The organism is Methanoculleus caldifontis, from assembly GCF_032842345.1.
GTDB lineage: Archaea > Halobacteriota > Methanomicrobia > Methanomicrobiales > Methanoculleaceae > Methanoculleus > Methanoculleus caldifontis.
Window position 1 is genome coordinate 1,113,468 of record NZ_WBKO01000001.1, and the last position, 14,306, is coordinate 1,127,773.

General features: G+C 66.6%; 16 protein-coding genes. 11 read left to right on the forward strand and 5 right to left on the reverse strand.

Annotated elements, in window-relative coordinates:
- Positions 1-387: 387 nt before the first annotated feature.
- On the forward strand, positions 388-966 hold the full coding sequence (locus F8E02_RS05705) for a cupredoxin domain-containing protein (protein WP_317064519.1): 579 nt from the start codon (positions 388-390) through the stop codon (positions 964-966).
- A 42-nt stretch (positions 967-1,008) separates the two neighbouring features.
- On the opposite strand, the gene F8E02_RS05710 is transcribed toward F8E02_RS05705, so the two are convergent.
- Positions 1,009-2,340 carry a cobyrinate a,c-diamide synthase gene (locus tag F8E02_RS05710; RefSeq protein WP_317064520.1) on the reverse strand — a complete coding sequence of 444 codons (1,332 nt, stop codon included), beginning with the start codon at positions 2,338-2,340 and terminating at the stop codon, positions 1,009-1,011.
- A 128-nt stretch (positions 2,341-2,468) separates the two neighbouring features.
- On the opposite strand from F8E02_RS05710, the gene F8E02_RS05715 reads away from it, so the two are divergent.
- The 6 genes from F8E02_RS05715 (at position 2,469) to F8E02_RS05740 (ending at position 8,149) form a co-directional block, all read left to right on the forward strand.
- Positions 2,469-3,161, forward strand: coding sequence for an energy-coupling factor ABC transporter permease (locus F8E02_RS05715; protein ID WP_317065157.1), 693 nt, complete (start codon positions 2,469-2,471; stop codon positions 3,159-3,161).
- A complete protein-coding gene (locus F8E02_RS05720; RefSeq protein ID WP_317064521.1) occupies positions 3,158-3,448 on the forward strand; it encodes an energy-coupling factor ABC transporter substrate-binding protein in 291 nt (96 codons plus the stop codon). Before F8E02_RS05715 ends, F8E02_RS05720 begins: the two co-directional genes overlap by 4 nt.
- A gap of 53 nt (positions 3,449-3,501) precedes the next feature.
- On the forward strand, positions 3,502-4,269 hold the full coding sequence (cbiQ, locus tag F8E02_RS05725; RefSeq protein WP_317064522.1) for a cobalt ECF transporter T component CbiQ: 768 nt from the start codon (positions 3,502-3,504) through the stop codon (positions 4,267-4,269).
- Positions 4,266-5,471 carry an energy-coupling factor ABC transporter ATP-binding protein gene (locus F8E02_RS05730; protein ID WP_317064523.1) on the forward strand — a complete coding sequence of 402 codons (1,206 nt, stop codon included), beginning with the start codon at positions 4,266-4,268 and terminating at the stop codon, positions 5,469-5,471. The genes cbiQ and F8E02_RS05730 overlap by 4 nt, the downstream gene beginning before the upstream one ends.
- A gap of 113 nt (positions 5,472-5,584) precedes the next feature.
- The gene (gene pyk / locus F8E02_RS05735) at positions 5,585-7,084 is read left to right on the forward strand and encodes a pyruvate kinase (RefSeq protein WP_317064524.1); all 1,500 of its coding nucleotides are present in this window, start codon (positions 5,585-5,587) and stop codon (positions 7,082-7,084) included.
- A gap of 63 nt (positions 7,085-7,147) precedes the next feature.
- Entirely contained in the window at positions 7,148-8,149 is a 1,002-nt protein-coding gene (locus F8E02_RS05740; RefSeq protein ID WP_317064525.1) for a cation diffusion facilitator family transporter, read from the forward strand.
- A 19-nt stretch (positions 8,150-8,168) separates the two neighbouring features.
- On the opposite strand, the gene F8E02_RS05745 is transcribed toward F8E02_RS05740, so the two are convergent.
- The 3 genes from F8E02_RS05745 to F8E02_RS05755 all read right to left on the reverse strand — a co-directional run bounded on the left by F8E02_RS05745 (position 8,169) and on the right by F8E02_RS05755 (position 9,958).
- Positions 8,169-8,774, reverse strand: a complete 606-nt coding sequence (locus tag F8E02_RS05745; RefSeq protein ID WP_317064526.1) for a hypothetical protein — start codon at positions 8,772-8,774, stop codon at positions 8,169-8,171.
- 75 nt (positions 8,775-8,849) lie between these two features.
- Entirely contained in the window at positions 8,850-9,398 is a 549-nt protein-coding gene (locus F8E02_RS05750) for a diacylglycerol/polyprenol kinase family protein (protein ID WP_317064527.1), read from the reverse strand.
- 293 nt (positions 9,399-9,691) lie between these two features.
- On the reverse strand, positions 9,692-9,958 hold the full coding sequence (locus F8E02_RS05755) for a hypothetical protein (RefSeq protein WP_317064528.1): 267 nt from the start codon (positions 9,956-9,958) through the stop codon (positions 9,692-9,694).
- Positions 9,959-10,065: 107 nt separating this feature from the next.
- On the opposite strand from F8E02_RS05755, the gene F8E02_RS05760 reads away from it, so the two are divergent.
- Entirely contained in the window at positions 10,066-10,782 is a 717-nt protein-coding gene (locus F8E02_RS05760; protein ID WP_317064529.1) for a small multi-drug export protein, read from the forward strand.
- A 93-nt stretch (positions 10,783-10,875) separates the two neighbouring features.
- Complete coding sequence (locus tag F8E02_RS05765) at positions 10,876-11,718, forward strand: cache domain-containing protein (RefSeq protein WP_317064530.1); 843 nt, start codon at positions 10,876-10,878, stop codon at positions 11,716-11,718.
- 35 nt (positions 11,719-11,753) lie between these two features.
- Here the strand turns inward: F8E02_RS05765 and F8E02_RS05770 are convergent, their stop codons facing one another.
- Positions 11,754-12,104 carry a VOC family protein gene (locus F8E02_RS05770; RefSeq protein ID WP_317064531.1) on the reverse strand — a complete coding sequence of 117 codons (351 nt, stop codon included), beginning with the start codon at positions 12,102-12,104 and terminating at the stop codon, positions 11,754-11,756.
- Positions 12,105-12,183: 79 nt separating this feature from the next.
- Here F8E02_RS05770 and F8E02_RS05775 point away from each other — a divergent pair, with 79 nt between their 5' ends.
- The gene (locus tag F8E02_RS05775) at positions 12,184-13,032 is read left to right on the forward strand and encodes an aldo/keto reductase (protein ID WP_317064532.1); all 849 of its coding nucleotides are present in this window, start codon (positions 12,184-12,186) and stop codon (positions 13,030-13,032) included.
- 59 nt (positions 13,033-13,091) lie between these two features.
- A complete protein-coding gene (locus tag F8E02_RS05780; protein WP_317064533.1) occupies positions 13,092-14,276 on the forward strand; it encodes an MFS transporter in 1,185 nt (394 codons plus the stop codon).
- Positions 14,277-14,306 lie beyond the last annotated feature (30 nt).

Here is a 14,306-nt window from a genome sequence, read left to right on the forward strand (position 1 = left end):
CTCCCGGACCCGTGCAGCCACGTGCCTGGACTTCTTTCCTCCGGCATTGCCGGGCGTCGCCGCACCGGCAGTTTGCCATACGTGTGCGGCACCCCATCCGCCGGACCCATCGCGGTGTTCCTGAGCGAGTTCTCCGCCCTGTTATGAGCCCGATCCCGGACGGTCCTCCCGGAACCGGCGGTGTGGGTGGGGGCCGGTTATTCCGGCATACCGCTGGCTACAGCGCTGAAGCTCTGCTCGGGGAAGGCTATCTGGTTAAGAAGGCTGCAAGAATCAGGTGATCATCTGGATGCCCGGCGTAGCCGGTCCCGGGCCGATTTAAACCCTAAATTTCCATTTTCTGGTCCGGGGTAAACTTTATTTACGCCAAGAAGCATCGTCCACCGCATGAAGAGAATGTTTGGTATCCTTGCGCTCATGGTGGTCGCAAGCCTCATGATCGCGGGGTGTGTGCAGCCTGCGGGCAACGAGACGGGGACTCCCGGCGCAACCCCTACACCGACACTGGCGGCCGAGACCCCGGTATTCACTACACCGGGGCAGGCCGAGACGCCGATGACGACACCGGTTGAGACACCGGTTGAGACACCGATTGAAACACCGGTAGAGACGCCGATGACGACGCCGGTTGGGAATGAGACACCTGCGGCCACGCCCGCGGGCGTAACGGAGACCCCGCCGGGACCACCGGCAGCCGTGGTCGCTGACGAGCTCATCTCCATCACGGACGGCGGATTCTCGCCGAGTTCGGTCACCGTTCCTTCCGGGACCACGGTGGGCTGGACCAACGATGCCAGCACAAACCAGACCGTCACGGCGACCGGGACTATGGGCTTCTTTGACTCCGGCCTGCTCGCGCCCGGTGACTCGTTCACCTACCCCTTCACCGCAACGGGCAACTACACCTACACGTCACAGACATCAGGGTTCGCCGGAGAGATCATCGTCACTGTTAACACATCCTGATCCCTTTTTCATGCTGGCAGGTCATGGGGGGCGTCAAACCCCCTACGACCGCCGGTATGCTGTGGCTGCCCTTACGAGCCCTTCAGCAAATCCTTCCGTGAAATAAGCGTGGGTGTACTGCCCTATCGTATTCTGGACCACGAGCCCGTCCCTGCCGCCGTCGATCCCGCGACCCCTGAGAAGTTCCAGGGCGAACCGGGCGTCCGGGGCGCAGTCGAGTCTTGAATAGTGGAACTCGTGGCCCCGGACAAGGGAGCCGGGCGCGAGGGCCGGTCCACCGCCGACTACCCGGGCCTCCACGTAGCCGAGGCCCTGGATACGGTTCGTCATTGCGGCGTCTGCCGGGAGGACCCCGGCCATCGGAAAGTCGCCATCGCCGGTGGCGAGTTTCTCCGCGAGGTAGACGAGCCCGCCGCACTCGGCATAGACCGGCATGCCGTCGTCGACCGCCCACCGGATGTCCTCCCGGCACCGGGAGGCCGCGAGCGCTGCCGCATGGAGTTCCGGGTAGCCCCCGCCGAGGTAGAGGGCATCCACGTCCGGGAGCCGGTCGGATGCCGGGGAGAAGGAGATCAGGTCCGCCCCGGCCCGCCTGAGCCGGTCGAGGTTGTCGGGATAGTAGAAGCAGAACGCCGCGTCATCGGCGACGCCGATCCGGATCCCGACCTCCCGGCGATCCGGGACTTCCGGCGCCGCCGGGAGGGGCGGGGCGGACCGCGCGAGGTCCAGGATCCCGGAGACGTTGCAGACCTCTTCCACCACCGGCCCGAACTGTGCGAGCGCGTCGGTCTCGGCGGCCATCGCGAGCCCCAGGTGCCGGCTCGCGACCGCGAGATCGCTTCGCCGGGGAATCCACCCGTAGACCGGGAGGCTCTGCGTGGCCTCGATCAACGCCCGGTGGCGGGGGCTTCCGATCCGGTTGAAGACGACCCCGGCGACCCGGACCTCCGGGTCGAACCCGGCGTACCCCCGGACCGTCGCATGGACGCTCCGCGACGCGCCCTTTGCATCTACGGCGAGAAGGGCCGGAGCATCGAGGATCTTCGCGACGTGGGCGGTGCTCGCCATATCGGTGCCGTCGAGGCCGTCGTAGAGCCCCATCACCCCTTCGACGACGGCGATGTCGGCCCCTCTGCATGCCCGCTGGAAGGTCTCCCGCACCCCCGCCTCACCCATCATGAAGGGGTCGAGGTTGCGCGACGTCCGGCCGCATATGGCCGAGTGGTGCGTGGGATCGATGAAGTCCGGGCCTACCTTGAAGGGCTGGACGGCGAGCCCGCGAGCGGCGAGCGCCGCCATCAGGCCGCTTGCGAGTGTTGTCTTGCCGCAGCCGCTCTGGGTTCCGGCGACGACGATTCGTGGGATCGGGCGCATAACCTTCCTACAGTGTTGAATACCGCAGAAGATAAATATGACCGGGGATAACCAGCATATGTCAGAATAACTTTCCCTAAAACAAATTAATTTGGATTTGCCGCCGGGACGGCGGCCAGGTGATCATCGTGCATATCATGGAAGGATTCTTACCCGGCCCCTGGTGGGAGATCTGGTTCCTCGTCTCCCTGCCATTCATCATCGTCGGACTGTACCAGCTCAATAATCTCGTGCGGGAGAAGCGGGAGACCCTGCCGCTCCTTGCAGTCGCAGGCGCGTTCGTCTTCGTCCTCTCCTCGCTCAAACTCCCCTCGTTCAACGGGAGTTGCTCGCACCCCACGGGGACGGGGCTCGGGGCCATCCTCTTCGGCCCCTGCATCGCCGCGGTCCTCGGCCTGATCGTCCTCGTCTTCCAGGCGGTCTTCCTCGCGCACGGCGGGATCACCACCCTCGGGGCGAACGTCTTCTCGATGGGGATCGCGGGCCCCGCCGTCGCCTACCTCATCTACAAGGCCGGGACCCGGGCGGGCGCGAACACCTACGCGACGGTCTTCGTCGCCGCGGCACTCGCCGATCTCACCACCTACGTCGTCACCTCGGTTCAGCTCGCCCTCGCCTTCCCCGGTAGCGGCGGGTTTGTCGAGGCATTCGTAGCCTTTGCCGGGATCTTCGCCGTCACCCAGGTCCCCCTTGCCATCGTCGAAGGAGCGGTCATCGCGCTGGTCTTCAAGTATATCGTCCAGCTCAAACCCGAGATCCTCACCCGCTTAAACCTCCTCTCCGAGAGCACCGTCCGGAAACTCCGGGAGGCCGCAGCATGAAGTACGGTCTCGAGATCGCGGTCGTCCTGATCATCGTCGTCTTTGCCGCAGTCTTCCTCCTGCAGGACGCCGCGATCCGCGCCTCCGGGGAGGAGGCCTGGGGCGGGGCGGACGGCGCGGCCGCAGACCTCATCGAGGCCTCGGGCTACGAGCCCTGGGCGGAACCATTCTGGGAGCCCCCGAGCGGCGAGGTCGAGTCCCTTCTCTTTGCCCTGCAGGCCGCCATCGGCGCGGTAGTCATCGGTTACGTCCTCGGCTACTGGCAGGGCAGCAGGAAAACCGCCTGATTTTTGTGGTGATCCGGCAAACCAGATGAGAGGACGGGACTGCAGTGCACACGATGCTCGATGACTTTGCCCAGGTAAATGGCCTCCGGGAGACGAGCCCGGGCCTCAAACTTTTCCTCGGGCTCGCGAGCATCCTCCTCTGCGTCTCGTCCTCCGGCCCTGCCGCCCCCCTGCTGGTCGCGGCCGCGATGAGCGCGGCGATCCTTCTCCTTGCCGGGATCCCGGCGCGTTTCTACGCCCGCCTCCTCCTCGTCCCGGTCTCGTTCGCCGCGATGAGCATCGCCGTGATCCTCTTTATCACCCCCGGCGGTGCGGTGCTCTTCGAGGTCCCCGGCCTCCCCCTCACGATAACCGCCGGCGGCGCGAGCCTCGCCGCCCTTCTCCTCGCCCGGGTCTTCGGGGGGATGTGCTCGCTCTACTTCATCGCGCTCACGACGCCGATGGCCGAAGTCTTTGATATCCTCCGCAAGCTCCGGGTGCCCGCCGTCTTCATCGACCTTGCCATGCTCACCTACCGGTTCATCTTCATCTTCATCGAGGAGGCCGGCCAGATCTACCGCTCGCAGGTGATGCGCCTCGGCTATTCGCGGTTCCGCGAGTCCGTCCAATCTTTCGGGATGCTTGCCGGGGCGCTCTTCCTCCGGACCTGGGAGAGCGGCGAATCCCTGGTTCTCGCGATGGACGCCCGCTGCTACGACGGCAGGCTCGGCATCCCCGGCGAAGCCCGGCCGGTCTCGCTCTCCGCGCTCGCAACGGCCTTTCTCTACCTTGCCGCCGTCCTCGGCGTCTCACTCTCCACCGGAGGTATTGCACTCGCATGACGACACCACTCCTTGAGATCGACAACGTCACCTATGCCTACCCGAACGGTCCCGCCGCCCTTGCCGGAGTGAGCGTCCGGATCGCCGCGGGCTCGAAGACCGCCCTCGTCGGCCCGAACGGTGCCGGGAAGTCGACGCTTCTCCTGATGCTCAACGGCATGCTCCGGCCCGCCTCGGGTACAGTCCGCTTCGACGGCCGCCCGCTCGCCTACGATACCCGGAGCCTCCGGGACCTCCGCCGCCGGGTCGGGTTCGTCTTCCAGAACCCCGACGTCCAGATCATCGCTCCGACCGTCGAGGCGGACGTGGCTTTCGGACCGGTGAACCTCGGCCTTCCTCCCGACGCCGTCCGCCGGGCGGTCCGGGACGCGCTCGGCTACGTGGGGCTTCACGGCTACGAGAAGCGGCCGCCCCACCATCTCTCCGGCGGCGAGAAGAAGCGGGTCGCCATCGCGGGGATCCTCGCGATGGAGCCTGCGGTCCTCGTCTTCGACGAGCCGACGAACACCCTCGACCCCGCAAGCTCCGAGGAGGTGATGGAACTCCTCGACGAGCTCGCCTCAGGCGGCCGGACGGTGCTCATATCCACGCACGACGTCGAGCTCGCCTACCGGTGGGCCGACTCGATCATCCTGATGGAGCGAGGAAGTGTCCTCGCCCGGGGGCCGCCCGAAGAGGTCTTCTCGGACCACGGCCTCCTCGCGGCCGCGCGCCTGAAACCCCCCGCCCTCCTCGACCTCTACAACGAGCTCGATCTCCGGGGCATCGTCGCCCGCGGGGTCCCGCCAAAGAGCGTGCTCGAGTTCACCGACCGGATCGAGCGGACGTTGCACGGCCATGTCCCGGCCCGGGACGAGACCGGGACGATCTACCTCTGCGACGCCGACCGGACCGGCGGCGATGCGATCCGGCAGCTCGCCGAGGAGGGACGGGTCGATCATGTCGGTGCGATGGGCACTCGCGCGAAGGAGTTCGCCAACCGGGAGCGGATCCTCCTCGACTACACCTACGGGGTCATCGACAAGTGCATCCTGAAGGCGCTGATCGGGGAGAACTCACTCATCATCACCACCGGGGGGATGCTCGACCATGTCCGCCACCGTATCGGGGAGTACAGCGCCGAGAGCGGGCGGGCGCTCGCGGTGACCCCGGTGGGGGAGCCGGGGATCACCGGGCGTTGCCGGGAGCGCGTCGCGGAGTGACACCGGGTGTGCGGCTCCTTCGATCGACCGATAAACCCCGCATACCTTTTCTCTCTCGCGGCCTTCTCCCTCCGGGCGAAGGTTAATCCGGTGCCGGTACCCGAGAAGTACCTATGATGCTCGAAGAGGTGCTGCAGCAGATCTCGGAGCAGGCAAGAAGGAAACGGATGACCCTGCCCGGCCAGAAAACGAAGATTGTCTGTACCATCGGGCCGGCATCCCGCTCCCGGGAGGTGCTTGCCAGGATGATCCTCGCAGGCATGAACGTCGCCCGGCTCAACCTATCTCACGGTACGTTCGACGAGCACCGGGAGAACATACGGAGCATCCGGACCGCCGCAGAGGATGCCGGGCTCCCGGTCACGATCCTGCTCGACCTGCCGGGCCCGAAGATCCGGATCGGCACCCTCGCACAGGAACCCATGATGCTCCAGAAGGACGAGACCGTCACGCTGGTCTCCGCCCCGGCGACGGACGACCCTGCCCTGATCCCGGTCGACTTCGAGCAGCTTCCGCAGCTCGTCTCGCCGGGGAGCATCATCTTTCTCAGCGACGGGTTCATCCAGCTCCGGGTCGATGAGGTCGCCGAGCACGAGGTCCGGGCGCAGGTGGTCGTCGGTGGTCCTCTTCTCTCGCGCAAGGGGCTGAGCCTCGTGGGCGGCGGAGGGATCCTCGCCGTCAGCGCTCTGACCGACCGGGATCTGGAATGCATCGAGTTCGGGCTTGCCGAGGGACTCGACACCTTCAGCATATCCTTCATCGAGCGGGCGGAGGATATCCGGAAGGCCCGCGAGTATGCAGCCCGGTCCGGGAAGTCCATCCGGGTGATCGCAAAGATCGAGCGGCAGGAGGCACTCTTACACCTCGACGAGATCCTCAGGGAGACCGACGGGGTCATGATCGCGCGGGGCGACCTCGGCGTCCAGATCCCCATCGAGGAAGTTCCCTCGGCGCAGAAGCAGATCATCCAGAAGGCAAATATCCTCGGTCGCCCCGTGATCACCGCGACCCAGATGCTGATGTCGATGACCGACAACATCCGGCCCACCCGTGCGGAGGTGACCGACGTCGCAAACGCCATCCTCGACGGGACGGATGCCGTCATGCTCTCCGAGGAAACCTCTATCGGGAAGTACCCGGTCGAGACGGTCGCGATGATGGCGAAGATCGCCCGCTCGACGGAGATGAAGCGCACGAGCGTCGGGACGGGGTGCAACCTGCTCGACTACTTCCGGGTGGGGCGGGGCCGGGAGAAGATCACCATCAACGACGTCGTCTCCTTGAATGTCATCGAGGCGCTGGACGCGCTCGGTATCCGGTTCGTCCTGACCCCGACCCGTTCGGGCAACACGCCCCGGAACATCTCCCGGTTCAAGCCCGAAGCCTGGATCCTGGCTTTCACCCGGAACCCGGGCACCCTCAAGTTCCTGGCGTTTTCCTACGGGGTCTGCCCGTTCCTGATCCGGAGCGAGAAGGAGTACTGGCACGGGGCGATCCTCGACTCGATCCGCGACTCGGAACTGATCCGGCCCGGAGAGCGGGTGGTCCTGACCGAGGGGGTCTCGCCCGGGCGCGAGGGGACCGATTCACTCATCATCCTGACCGTCGATTGAGACGGTTTCCCTCCGCCGGGAGACAAAAACCCTATCCCGGCGGAGCGCGAATACTCATTCATCATGGGATCGGTCGTTCCGGGTGAACGGGATGCCCCGGATCGGGATGGAGCGCTGAAACAGAAGACCGCACGCCTCTCGGTCGTCTCGAACACGTTCCTCGTCGCGGCAAAACTGGCGGTCGGGATCTCCATCGGCTCGGTCGCGATCATCTCCGAGGCCATCCATTCTGCGATCGATCTCGTCGCTGCGGTCGTCGCGTACTTCTCTGTCCGGCAGTCGGCCCGGCCCCCGGACGAGTGCCACGCGTTCGGGCACGGAAAGTACGAGAGCATCTCCGGGCTTCTGGAGGCGGTCCTGATACTCGTGGCCGCCGTCCTGATCATCAACGAAGCGGCGGGAACCCTCCTCGGCGGCGGGGAGGGAGGGCTGAACGTCGAAGCGCTCGGCCTCGGCATCGCCGTCATGCTCCTCTCGGCCGTCGTGAACTTCTACGTCTCCTCGCGGCTGATGACGGTGGCAAAAGCGACCGAGTCGATCGCGCTCGAGAGCGACGCCTGGCACCTCAGGACGGACGTCTACACCTCTGCCGGGGTCGTCGTCGGGCTCGTCCTGATCCGGCTGACGGGCCTCGTCATCCTCGACGCCCTCATCGCGCTCGTGGTCGCCGTCATCATCCTCCGGGCGGCCTTCGACCTCATCCGGCGGTCCCTTGAGGACCTCGTCGACCGGAGCCTCCCCCCCGAAGAGGAGGCACGCATCCGTGAGGTCATCACCGCTCACTGCACGGCGGCGATCAGTTTCCACCGGCTCCGGACCCGCCGGTCGGGCCCGAACCGGTTCGTGGACTTTCACCTGGTCGTCCCGCGGACCGCGACGATCGAGGAGGCCTACGGTATCGCCAGGGAGGTTGAGGCCGACCTTCGGCGGGAGCTCCCCCGGATGAGCGTCACGGTCCGGGTCCAGCCCTGCACCGGCGAGGACTGCCCCGCGTGCGGGATCTTCACCACCTGCCCGGAGTGCGACCGGCTGACGTTCTGCGATAAGGGTTCTGAGAAAAAGTAGGGAAAGGTATCGGGGATCTCTATCCCCAGCTGAGAAGACCCCTGTTCTGCAGTTCCTCTTCCGCGAGGGTTTCGAGGCGCTTCTGCTCCCACTCTATCGCCCTGATCTGCTCCCGGAGCATTGTCCGGGCCTCATCGTCACAGGTGCAGTTTCCTATTGCGCGCCGGAGTTCTGCGGTCCGTTCGAGGTTCTGCCGGGCTTCTTCCCCGATCATCCGGGCGGCTTCCTTATCCCCGCCGAGGAGGAACCGGATGAAGTGGTTTCGGGTCCGGATCTGCTCCTCGGCCGGGGTCGTTGCCCGGACGGAGTTCTCGATCTCGCGGGCGACGGCGGAGACGTCCGCACCGATGCCGCCGATCCGATTCTCTGCGGCAAGCAGGGCATGGACCGCGGACCTGACCCGGTCCCGGTCGGGAGCGCCCTCTTCCCCGCGGGGGGTTGCGTTCTCCGCGATCCGCTGCTGTACCCGGTCGCCAGCGGTGCTGTTCTCCTCCGCTCTCACCCGTTCCTGGTCACCGGGCCCCGGGTTATCACTCCCTGCCTGCTCTCCCCAGGGGGCGGCGGCGGCCGCGAACCCCGGGAGGATGAGGAAGAGTGTCATGACGACTGCAATGATGCGTTTCATTGTTCTTCACCTTCGGATGATGGAAGATCCGGGTCGGGCCTTTATACAATAGTTGAACCCGCCGGTTCAATGCCCTCAGAGCAGTACCGTGAGGACGAGGCAGGCCACGACCGGTATGACGAGGTTGTCGTCGACGGGGCTTACCAGTTCGGTGAGGCCCGCGGCCGCAGCCGTGACGAGGGCGGGGGCCGGCGGGACGAAGAGGGCAAGGGCGGCCGCCGTCACCGCAATTCCGGCAACCGTCCCCTCCAGACTCTTGTGGTTGTAGATCCGGGTCCTGCCGAACCGGATGCCGACGAGGGTGGTGACGCTGTCGAGGAGCGAGAGGACCACGAGGCTGAGGAAGACGATCTCCTTGTCGAAGAAGACGAGGGAGAAGAGGGCACCGAGCGTGAAGAAGAGCGCTCCCTTGCCCGGTGCCGCATCCCGCCGCTCGAGGTTTGCGATGACCGGCGAAACGACGGGGATGGTGTAACCCCGCGAGACGGCGTCGGAGAGGATGAACCCCGCAAAGAGCGCGAGGGCGAGGGCGGCAAAGACGAGATCGCGGTCGGCGAGGAAGACGAACCCCGCGATCCCGAGGCCGAATACGAGGTGGACGAGCTGCCGGAGCGATTCGTGCATCGTACCCGGTTTAAGCGCCGGAACGGTTAAACCCTCTGCAGGTCGGCCCGGTCTGTTGGGACCCGCAGGGCCGCGCACCTTCATGCTTCAGGAATACTCATTGGTCCCGGCCCCCGGAGTCCCCGCGAGCGAACGTGAACGCCGGCAGGTGCGAAGGAGAAACCATGATTACCGGCAGTGTTACGGACTTTGCGGCTCCGTGAATGGCAATGAGAGAACAGCTCACGCGAAGCCGCGAAGAACGCGAAGGGGGATGCCTGACCGCTGCGTGGATTTCGTGCCCGTCGGGAACGTCACCGCGAGCGGCACTCCTGGATGAAGGCCCGGGCCTCCTCATCACTGATCGCGTAGGCGGCCTGGGCGTCGAACGCGACCGCGCGGAGGATGACCGCGACGCTGTCGAGGCGGCGCTTGTGGTCCCCACGGACGTGCTTCCTCACCTCGCGCAGGGTCTCGAGCGCAGTCCCGACGTTGGCGATGGTGCAGAGCGCGCTCTCCCGCGTGCCGGTCTCGACGGCAGGGAGGGTGCGGGGTGGCCGGGGGGCAGGAGCCGGGGTCATACCCCCTATCCTCATCTCTGGGGGACTTGAACCTGCCGGATCCCGTCCGACAACGTATTATTCCGGAACCCTCAAACCTGAACCGTATATACCGGGACGTCCGACCCATGACCGTTGACCCCACTGCCGGCACTTCCGAACCCGACCGCTGGAAGACTCTTCTCGCAAATCCTTACCTTGCCGGCCCGATAAAGTTCGTCCTCCCGTTCGCCGTCGTTACCGGCGTGTTTGCGGGGCTCTACCTGATCGAGCCCTACCAGCAGTTCCTCGTCATATCCGGGCTGCTCGCCGCTTACTTCGTCCCCCCTGCCGGGAAGGAGTCGATCATCCCTATCGCGGTCATGATGGGTTACCCCTGGTGGCTCGTCACGCTCGTGATCTTCCTCCTTGACGTTGCCGTCTCCCTCTTCGTCGTCTGGAATTTCGATCTCGCGCTGAGGATCCCGCTCGTCGGTCGCCTGCTCGAGGCCGGGATGACGGCGGGCCGGAACTACACCGATAGTCAGCCCTGGCTTCGGCGGTTCTCGACGGTCGGACTCGCTCTCTTCGTCTTCTTCCCTCTCCAGGGGACCGGGGCGATGAACGGAGCGATCCTCGGCCGGCTGCTCGGCCTGAGCAACGGGCGGGTCGTCGGGTGTATCTGTGCCGGCTCGCTCGCTTCCAGCCTCATCATCGCTCTCGGCGCCGATGTGCTCCTGGACGTCTACCGGCATGACTCCACCCTCGGGATCGGCCTCCTCGTCGCGGTCGTGGCCGTGATCCTCGCCGGGGTCGTGGGGTGGCGGATGCACGAGAAGAGGCTCCGGGAGCGGACTCCCCGGTGAGGGCACGCCGTTCCCGGACGCCTGTCCGGTTTTTGTGGCAATTTCGCAGGCCTTAAATCTCCCGCCCTCCTTCTCCCCTGAAAGGGAAGTCTGATGAAATCTTTACCATATCCCTGGATCATCGCTGCCGTGGCGGTGCTGGTCGCCGCCGTCGCCGGGTTTGCGGCGCTGAACCCGCCTGCGGCCGCAGCACCCCCGGACGGGAGCGGCGCCGATGCATCGGCAGCGCTGATCCGCCTGCAGTCCGATATCACCGTGGCGCTCGAGACCCTTGATGGCAGCCTGGCGTACGCGGCGTCCGACCTCGGGAAGACGGGTCTCACCGACGATGCCGCCCGCGCCATCCTCCTCAACCTGAGTGAAACCGATCCTGCGATCGTCGATTGCGTCGTCGCCGATGCAGACGGCAGGATCGTCGCCGCCGAGCCGGCGGCCTACCACGAGGCCGAGGGCGCGGATATCCGGGGCCAGGCCCATGTCCGGCACATCCTCGCATCGAAGCGGCCGATCATGAGCGAGATGATCACGGTCGCGGAGGGGTTCCCGGCGGTGGTGATCGCCGCGCCTATCTTCACGAACGAGAGCCGGTTTGCCGGGTTCGCCGCAGCCGTCGTCCGTCCGGAAGTCCTGATCGGGAGCGTCGCCGGCCCGTTGACGAACGGCACCTCGCTTCAGGTGATGGTCATCCAGACAGACGGGCGGCTGCTCTACGACACGGACCAGACCCAGGTCGGGCGGATGACGCTCGAGGACCCGCTGTATGCGGATTACCCGGACCTGCTGGCTACGGCCCGGCGGACCGCCGTCGAGCGCTACGGCACCGCGGCCTATGAGTTCCTGGCCGGCGGGGAGCGGGTGCAGAAGGAGATCGTCTGGACGACGGCCGGGCTCCACGGGACGGAGTGGCGCGTGGCGGTGATCCGGGCGGTGGAGTGAGGGGAGAACTGTAGGGACGCCGGGTTCAGTTCCCTTCACCCTGTCCCCTCCTCCCACAGCCCCAGCCGGTTCCCCTCCGTGTCCTCAAAGACAGCAAAGTAGCCCCGCCCGGCCACCGCCGTCTTCGGGACCACCACCGTTCCTCCGGCCCGCTCCACCCGGCCGACGTGCTCCTCGATCGAGGGGACGCCGACGAAGACCGTGATCGGCTCGCCGGGGTAAGCCTGCGGGAAGATCTCGCCGCCGATCCCTCCTGTTGTAAGCTCAAAGGCGCCGTCCATGCCCTGGAACGGCTCCACCGTCCAGGCAAAGACTTCCTCGTAAAACTCCCGCGCCCGGCCGGGATCGGCGGCCGGGACGTTGAACCAGACGATTGGCATCGGCATGTGCCCCCGGTGGGGCCCGCCGCGGATAACCCTTTCCCCGTCTGAACCTTTTTATAACCCGGCGCGGATAGGGTGGCCCATGGCGGGACTGGAGATGCGCCGGTTCGGAAAGACCGGACGGGAAGTTACGTGCGTCGGACTCGGCGGCGAGGGGGTCCTCAGGACGTACGGGCGGCACGCGGAGGCGAATGCCGTCATCACCGAGGCTCTCAACCAGGGGATCACCTACTTCGACTCGGCGAAGGCCTACGCCGGGAGCGAGGACTACTACGGCGAGGTCTGGGTGCCCCATCCCGATCTCCGGGCGCCTGTATTCCAGGCCAGCAAGTCGGCGAGCCGGAGCCACGAGGGCGCCGAGACGGATCTCATGGAGACGCTCCGGCGGATGGGGATCGAGACCCTCGACCTCTGGCAGATCCACGACGTCCGGACGTTTGCCGATATCCGGGATATCGAGGGGGAGGGCGGCGCCCTTGCGGCCTTCGTCGAGGCGAAGGAGATGGGCATCGTCCGGAGCATCGGGGTGACCGGGCACCACGACCCCGACGTCCTCTCCCACGCGGTCGAGACCTGGCCGGTCGACGCCGTGATGATGCCCGTAAACCCCGTGGAGGGGGGACCGGGCGGGTTCCTCCATACGACGCTCGACATTGCGAGGGAGCAGGGGATCGCGGTCATCGGGATGAAGGTCCTCGGCGGGTCGAACTACATCACCCCCGATGCCGGCGTGACGCCGGAGACCCTCGTCCGCTACGCCCTCGCTCAGGAGATCTCCGTCGCGATCGTCGGCTGCTCGACGCCCGCCGAGGTGCAAGCGCTCGCCGCCGCCGGGCGGAGCGGGCCGCTCTCCGACGACGAAGCGGCGGCGCTCGTCGAGGCCTTCCGCCCCTACGTCCGCGAGCTCGCCTACTACCGGGGCCCCCGGTAACCCATATATCCTGACGGGGCCAACCTGCGGAGGAAAGGCGCGTGCCGCAGGAACCCGTCATGACACTCAGACTCCCGGATCGATCCCGTATCGCCGCATCGCCGGACGCAGTCCTCGCCCTGGTCGTGCTCGTCATCTTCATGGATATGATGATCTACGGCCTCCTCATCCCGGTCTTTCCGGAGTACGCCCCCCGGCTCGGGGTGGACGAATCGGTCATCGGAGTGATATTCGGGGTCTACGCTGCGATGCTTCTTCTCTTCTCCATCCCGATGGGCCTCCTCTCCGACCGGGTGGGGCGCCGGCCGCTCATCGCCGCCGGGATGCTCCTCCTCGCTCTCGCGACGGCGCTCTTCGGGTTCTCGACCACGGTCGAGCACCTGATCGCCGCCCGGATGGTCCAGGGGATATCGGCCGCGGCCACCTGGTCCGTGGGGCTCGCCCTCCTCGCCGAGACATGCGAGCCTGAGAGGCTCGGGGAGAGGATGGGGATCGCCCTCTCGGCGGTCGGGCTCGGGACCGTCGTCGGGCCGGTCATCGGCGGCCTCCTCTTTGAATACCTCGGCTACACCGCGACCTTCGTCCTCCCGGCGGTGCTGGTGGCCGCGGTCGGCCTTGCGGTCCTCGCCGTCCCCGTGCGCATCTGCAGGCAGGAGCGAGCGAAGATGCTGCCGGGGGGAAGCCTCCTCCCCCTCGCCGCCTGCGCCGTCGCGGTCGTCGCGGTCGCCGGGACTTACGGCGTCGTGGATCCCTACCTGCCGGTCCACCTCCACGCCGCCTTCTCGGCATCCCCGGCGACGATCGGGCTCGTCTTCGCGGTGCTCGCCCTCGCCGCCATCATCGCCCACCCCGCTGCAGGGCGGATCTACGACCGGCGCGGGGGGAGCCGCTACCTCATCGGCGGCGGGCTCCTCCTCTCGGCTCTCGCGATCGCCGCCGCCATGCAGGCCCCCACCCTCGCCCTCGCTACCGCTGCTGTCTTCGTGCTGGGGGTCGCGCTCTCCTGCGCCCTGATCCCGGTGATGCCGATCCTCGCCGGGCTCTACCGGGGCCGGGGCTCGCAGGGGGCAGCATACGGTCTCTACAACACCTTCTACTCCCTGGGCCTTGCGGCCGGGCCGTTCGCGGTCGCCGCTCTCTCCGGCCGGTGGCCGCTGTCGGCAATATTCCTGTTGCAGGCCGGAGCCCTCGCGGTCGTGGGGCTTCTCGGCTGGCTTGCCGTCGGGAGGCTTGGCTGGCGGTGAGCCTGCGCTACCTTCTTCGTCCCCGCATGC

What these genes read in the sequence shown, in the direction of transcription:
- F8E02_RS05775 (WP_317064532.1), top strand. Translation starts at nt 12,184, where the DNA reads ATGGCGGGACTGGAGATGCGCCGGTTCGGAAAGACCGGACGGGAAGTT.
- F8E02_RS05705 (WP_317064519.1), top strand. Translation starts at nt 388, where the DNA reads ATGAAGAGAATGTTTGGTATCCTTGCGCTCATGGTGGTCGCAAGCCTC.
- F8E02_RS05720 (WP_317064521.1), top strand. Translation starts at nt 3,158, where the DNA reads ATGAAGTACGGTCTCGAGATCGCGGTCGTCCTGATCATCGTCGTCTTT.
- F8E02_RS05745 (WP_317064526.1), bottom strand. Translation starts at nt 8,774, where the DNA reads ATGAAACGCATCATTGCAGTCGTCATGACACTCTTCCTCATCCTCCCG.
- F8E02_RS05765 (WP_317064530.1), top strand. Translation starts at nt 10,876, where the DNA reads ATGAAATCTTTACCATATCCCTGGATCATCGCTGCCGTGGCGGTGCTG.
- F8E02_RS05755 (WP_317064528.1), bottom strand. Translation starts at nt 9,958, where the DNA reads ATGACCCCGGCTCCTGCCCCCCGGCCACCCCGCACCCTCCCTGCCGTC.
- F8E02_RS05730 (WP_317064523.1), top strand. Translation starts at nt 4,266, where the DNA reads ATGACGACACCACTCCTTGAGATCGACAACGTCACCTATGCCTACCCG.
- F8E02_RS05770 (WP_317064531.1), bottom strand. Translation starts at nt 12,104, where the DNA reads ATGCCGATGCCAATCGTCTGGTTCAACGTCCCGGCCGCCGATCCCGGC.
- F8E02_RS05740 (WP_317064525.1), top strand. Translation starts at nt 7,148, where the DNA reads ATGGGATCGGTCGTTCCGGGTGAACGGGATGCCCCGGATCGGGATGGA.
- cbiQ (WP_317064522.1), top strand. Translation starts at nt 3,502, where the DNA reads ATGCTCGATGACTTTGCCCAGGTAAATGGCCTCCGGGAGACGAGCCCG.
- F8E02_RS05780 (WP_317064533.1), top strand. Translation starts at nt 13,092, where the DNA reads ATGACACTCAGACTCCCGGATCGATCCCGTATCGCCGCATCGCCGGAC.
- F8E02_RS05760 (WP_317064529.1), top strand. Translation starts at nt 10,066, where the DNA reads ATGACCGTTGACCCCACTGCCGGCACTTCCGAACCCGACCGCTGGAAG.
- pyk (WP_317064524.1), top strand. Translation starts at nt 5,585, where the DNA reads ATGATGCTCGAAGAGGTGCTGCAGCAGATCTCGGAGCAGGCAAGAAGG.
- F8E02_RS05710 (WP_317064520.1), bottom strand. Translation starts at nt 2,340, where the DNA reads ATGCGCCCGATCCCACGAATCGTCGTCGCCGGAACCCAGAGCGGCTGC.
- F8E02_RS05750 (WP_317064527.1), bottom strand. Translation starts at nt 9,398, where the DNA reads ATGCACGAATCGCTCCGGCAGCTCGTCCACCTCGTATTCGGCCTCGGG.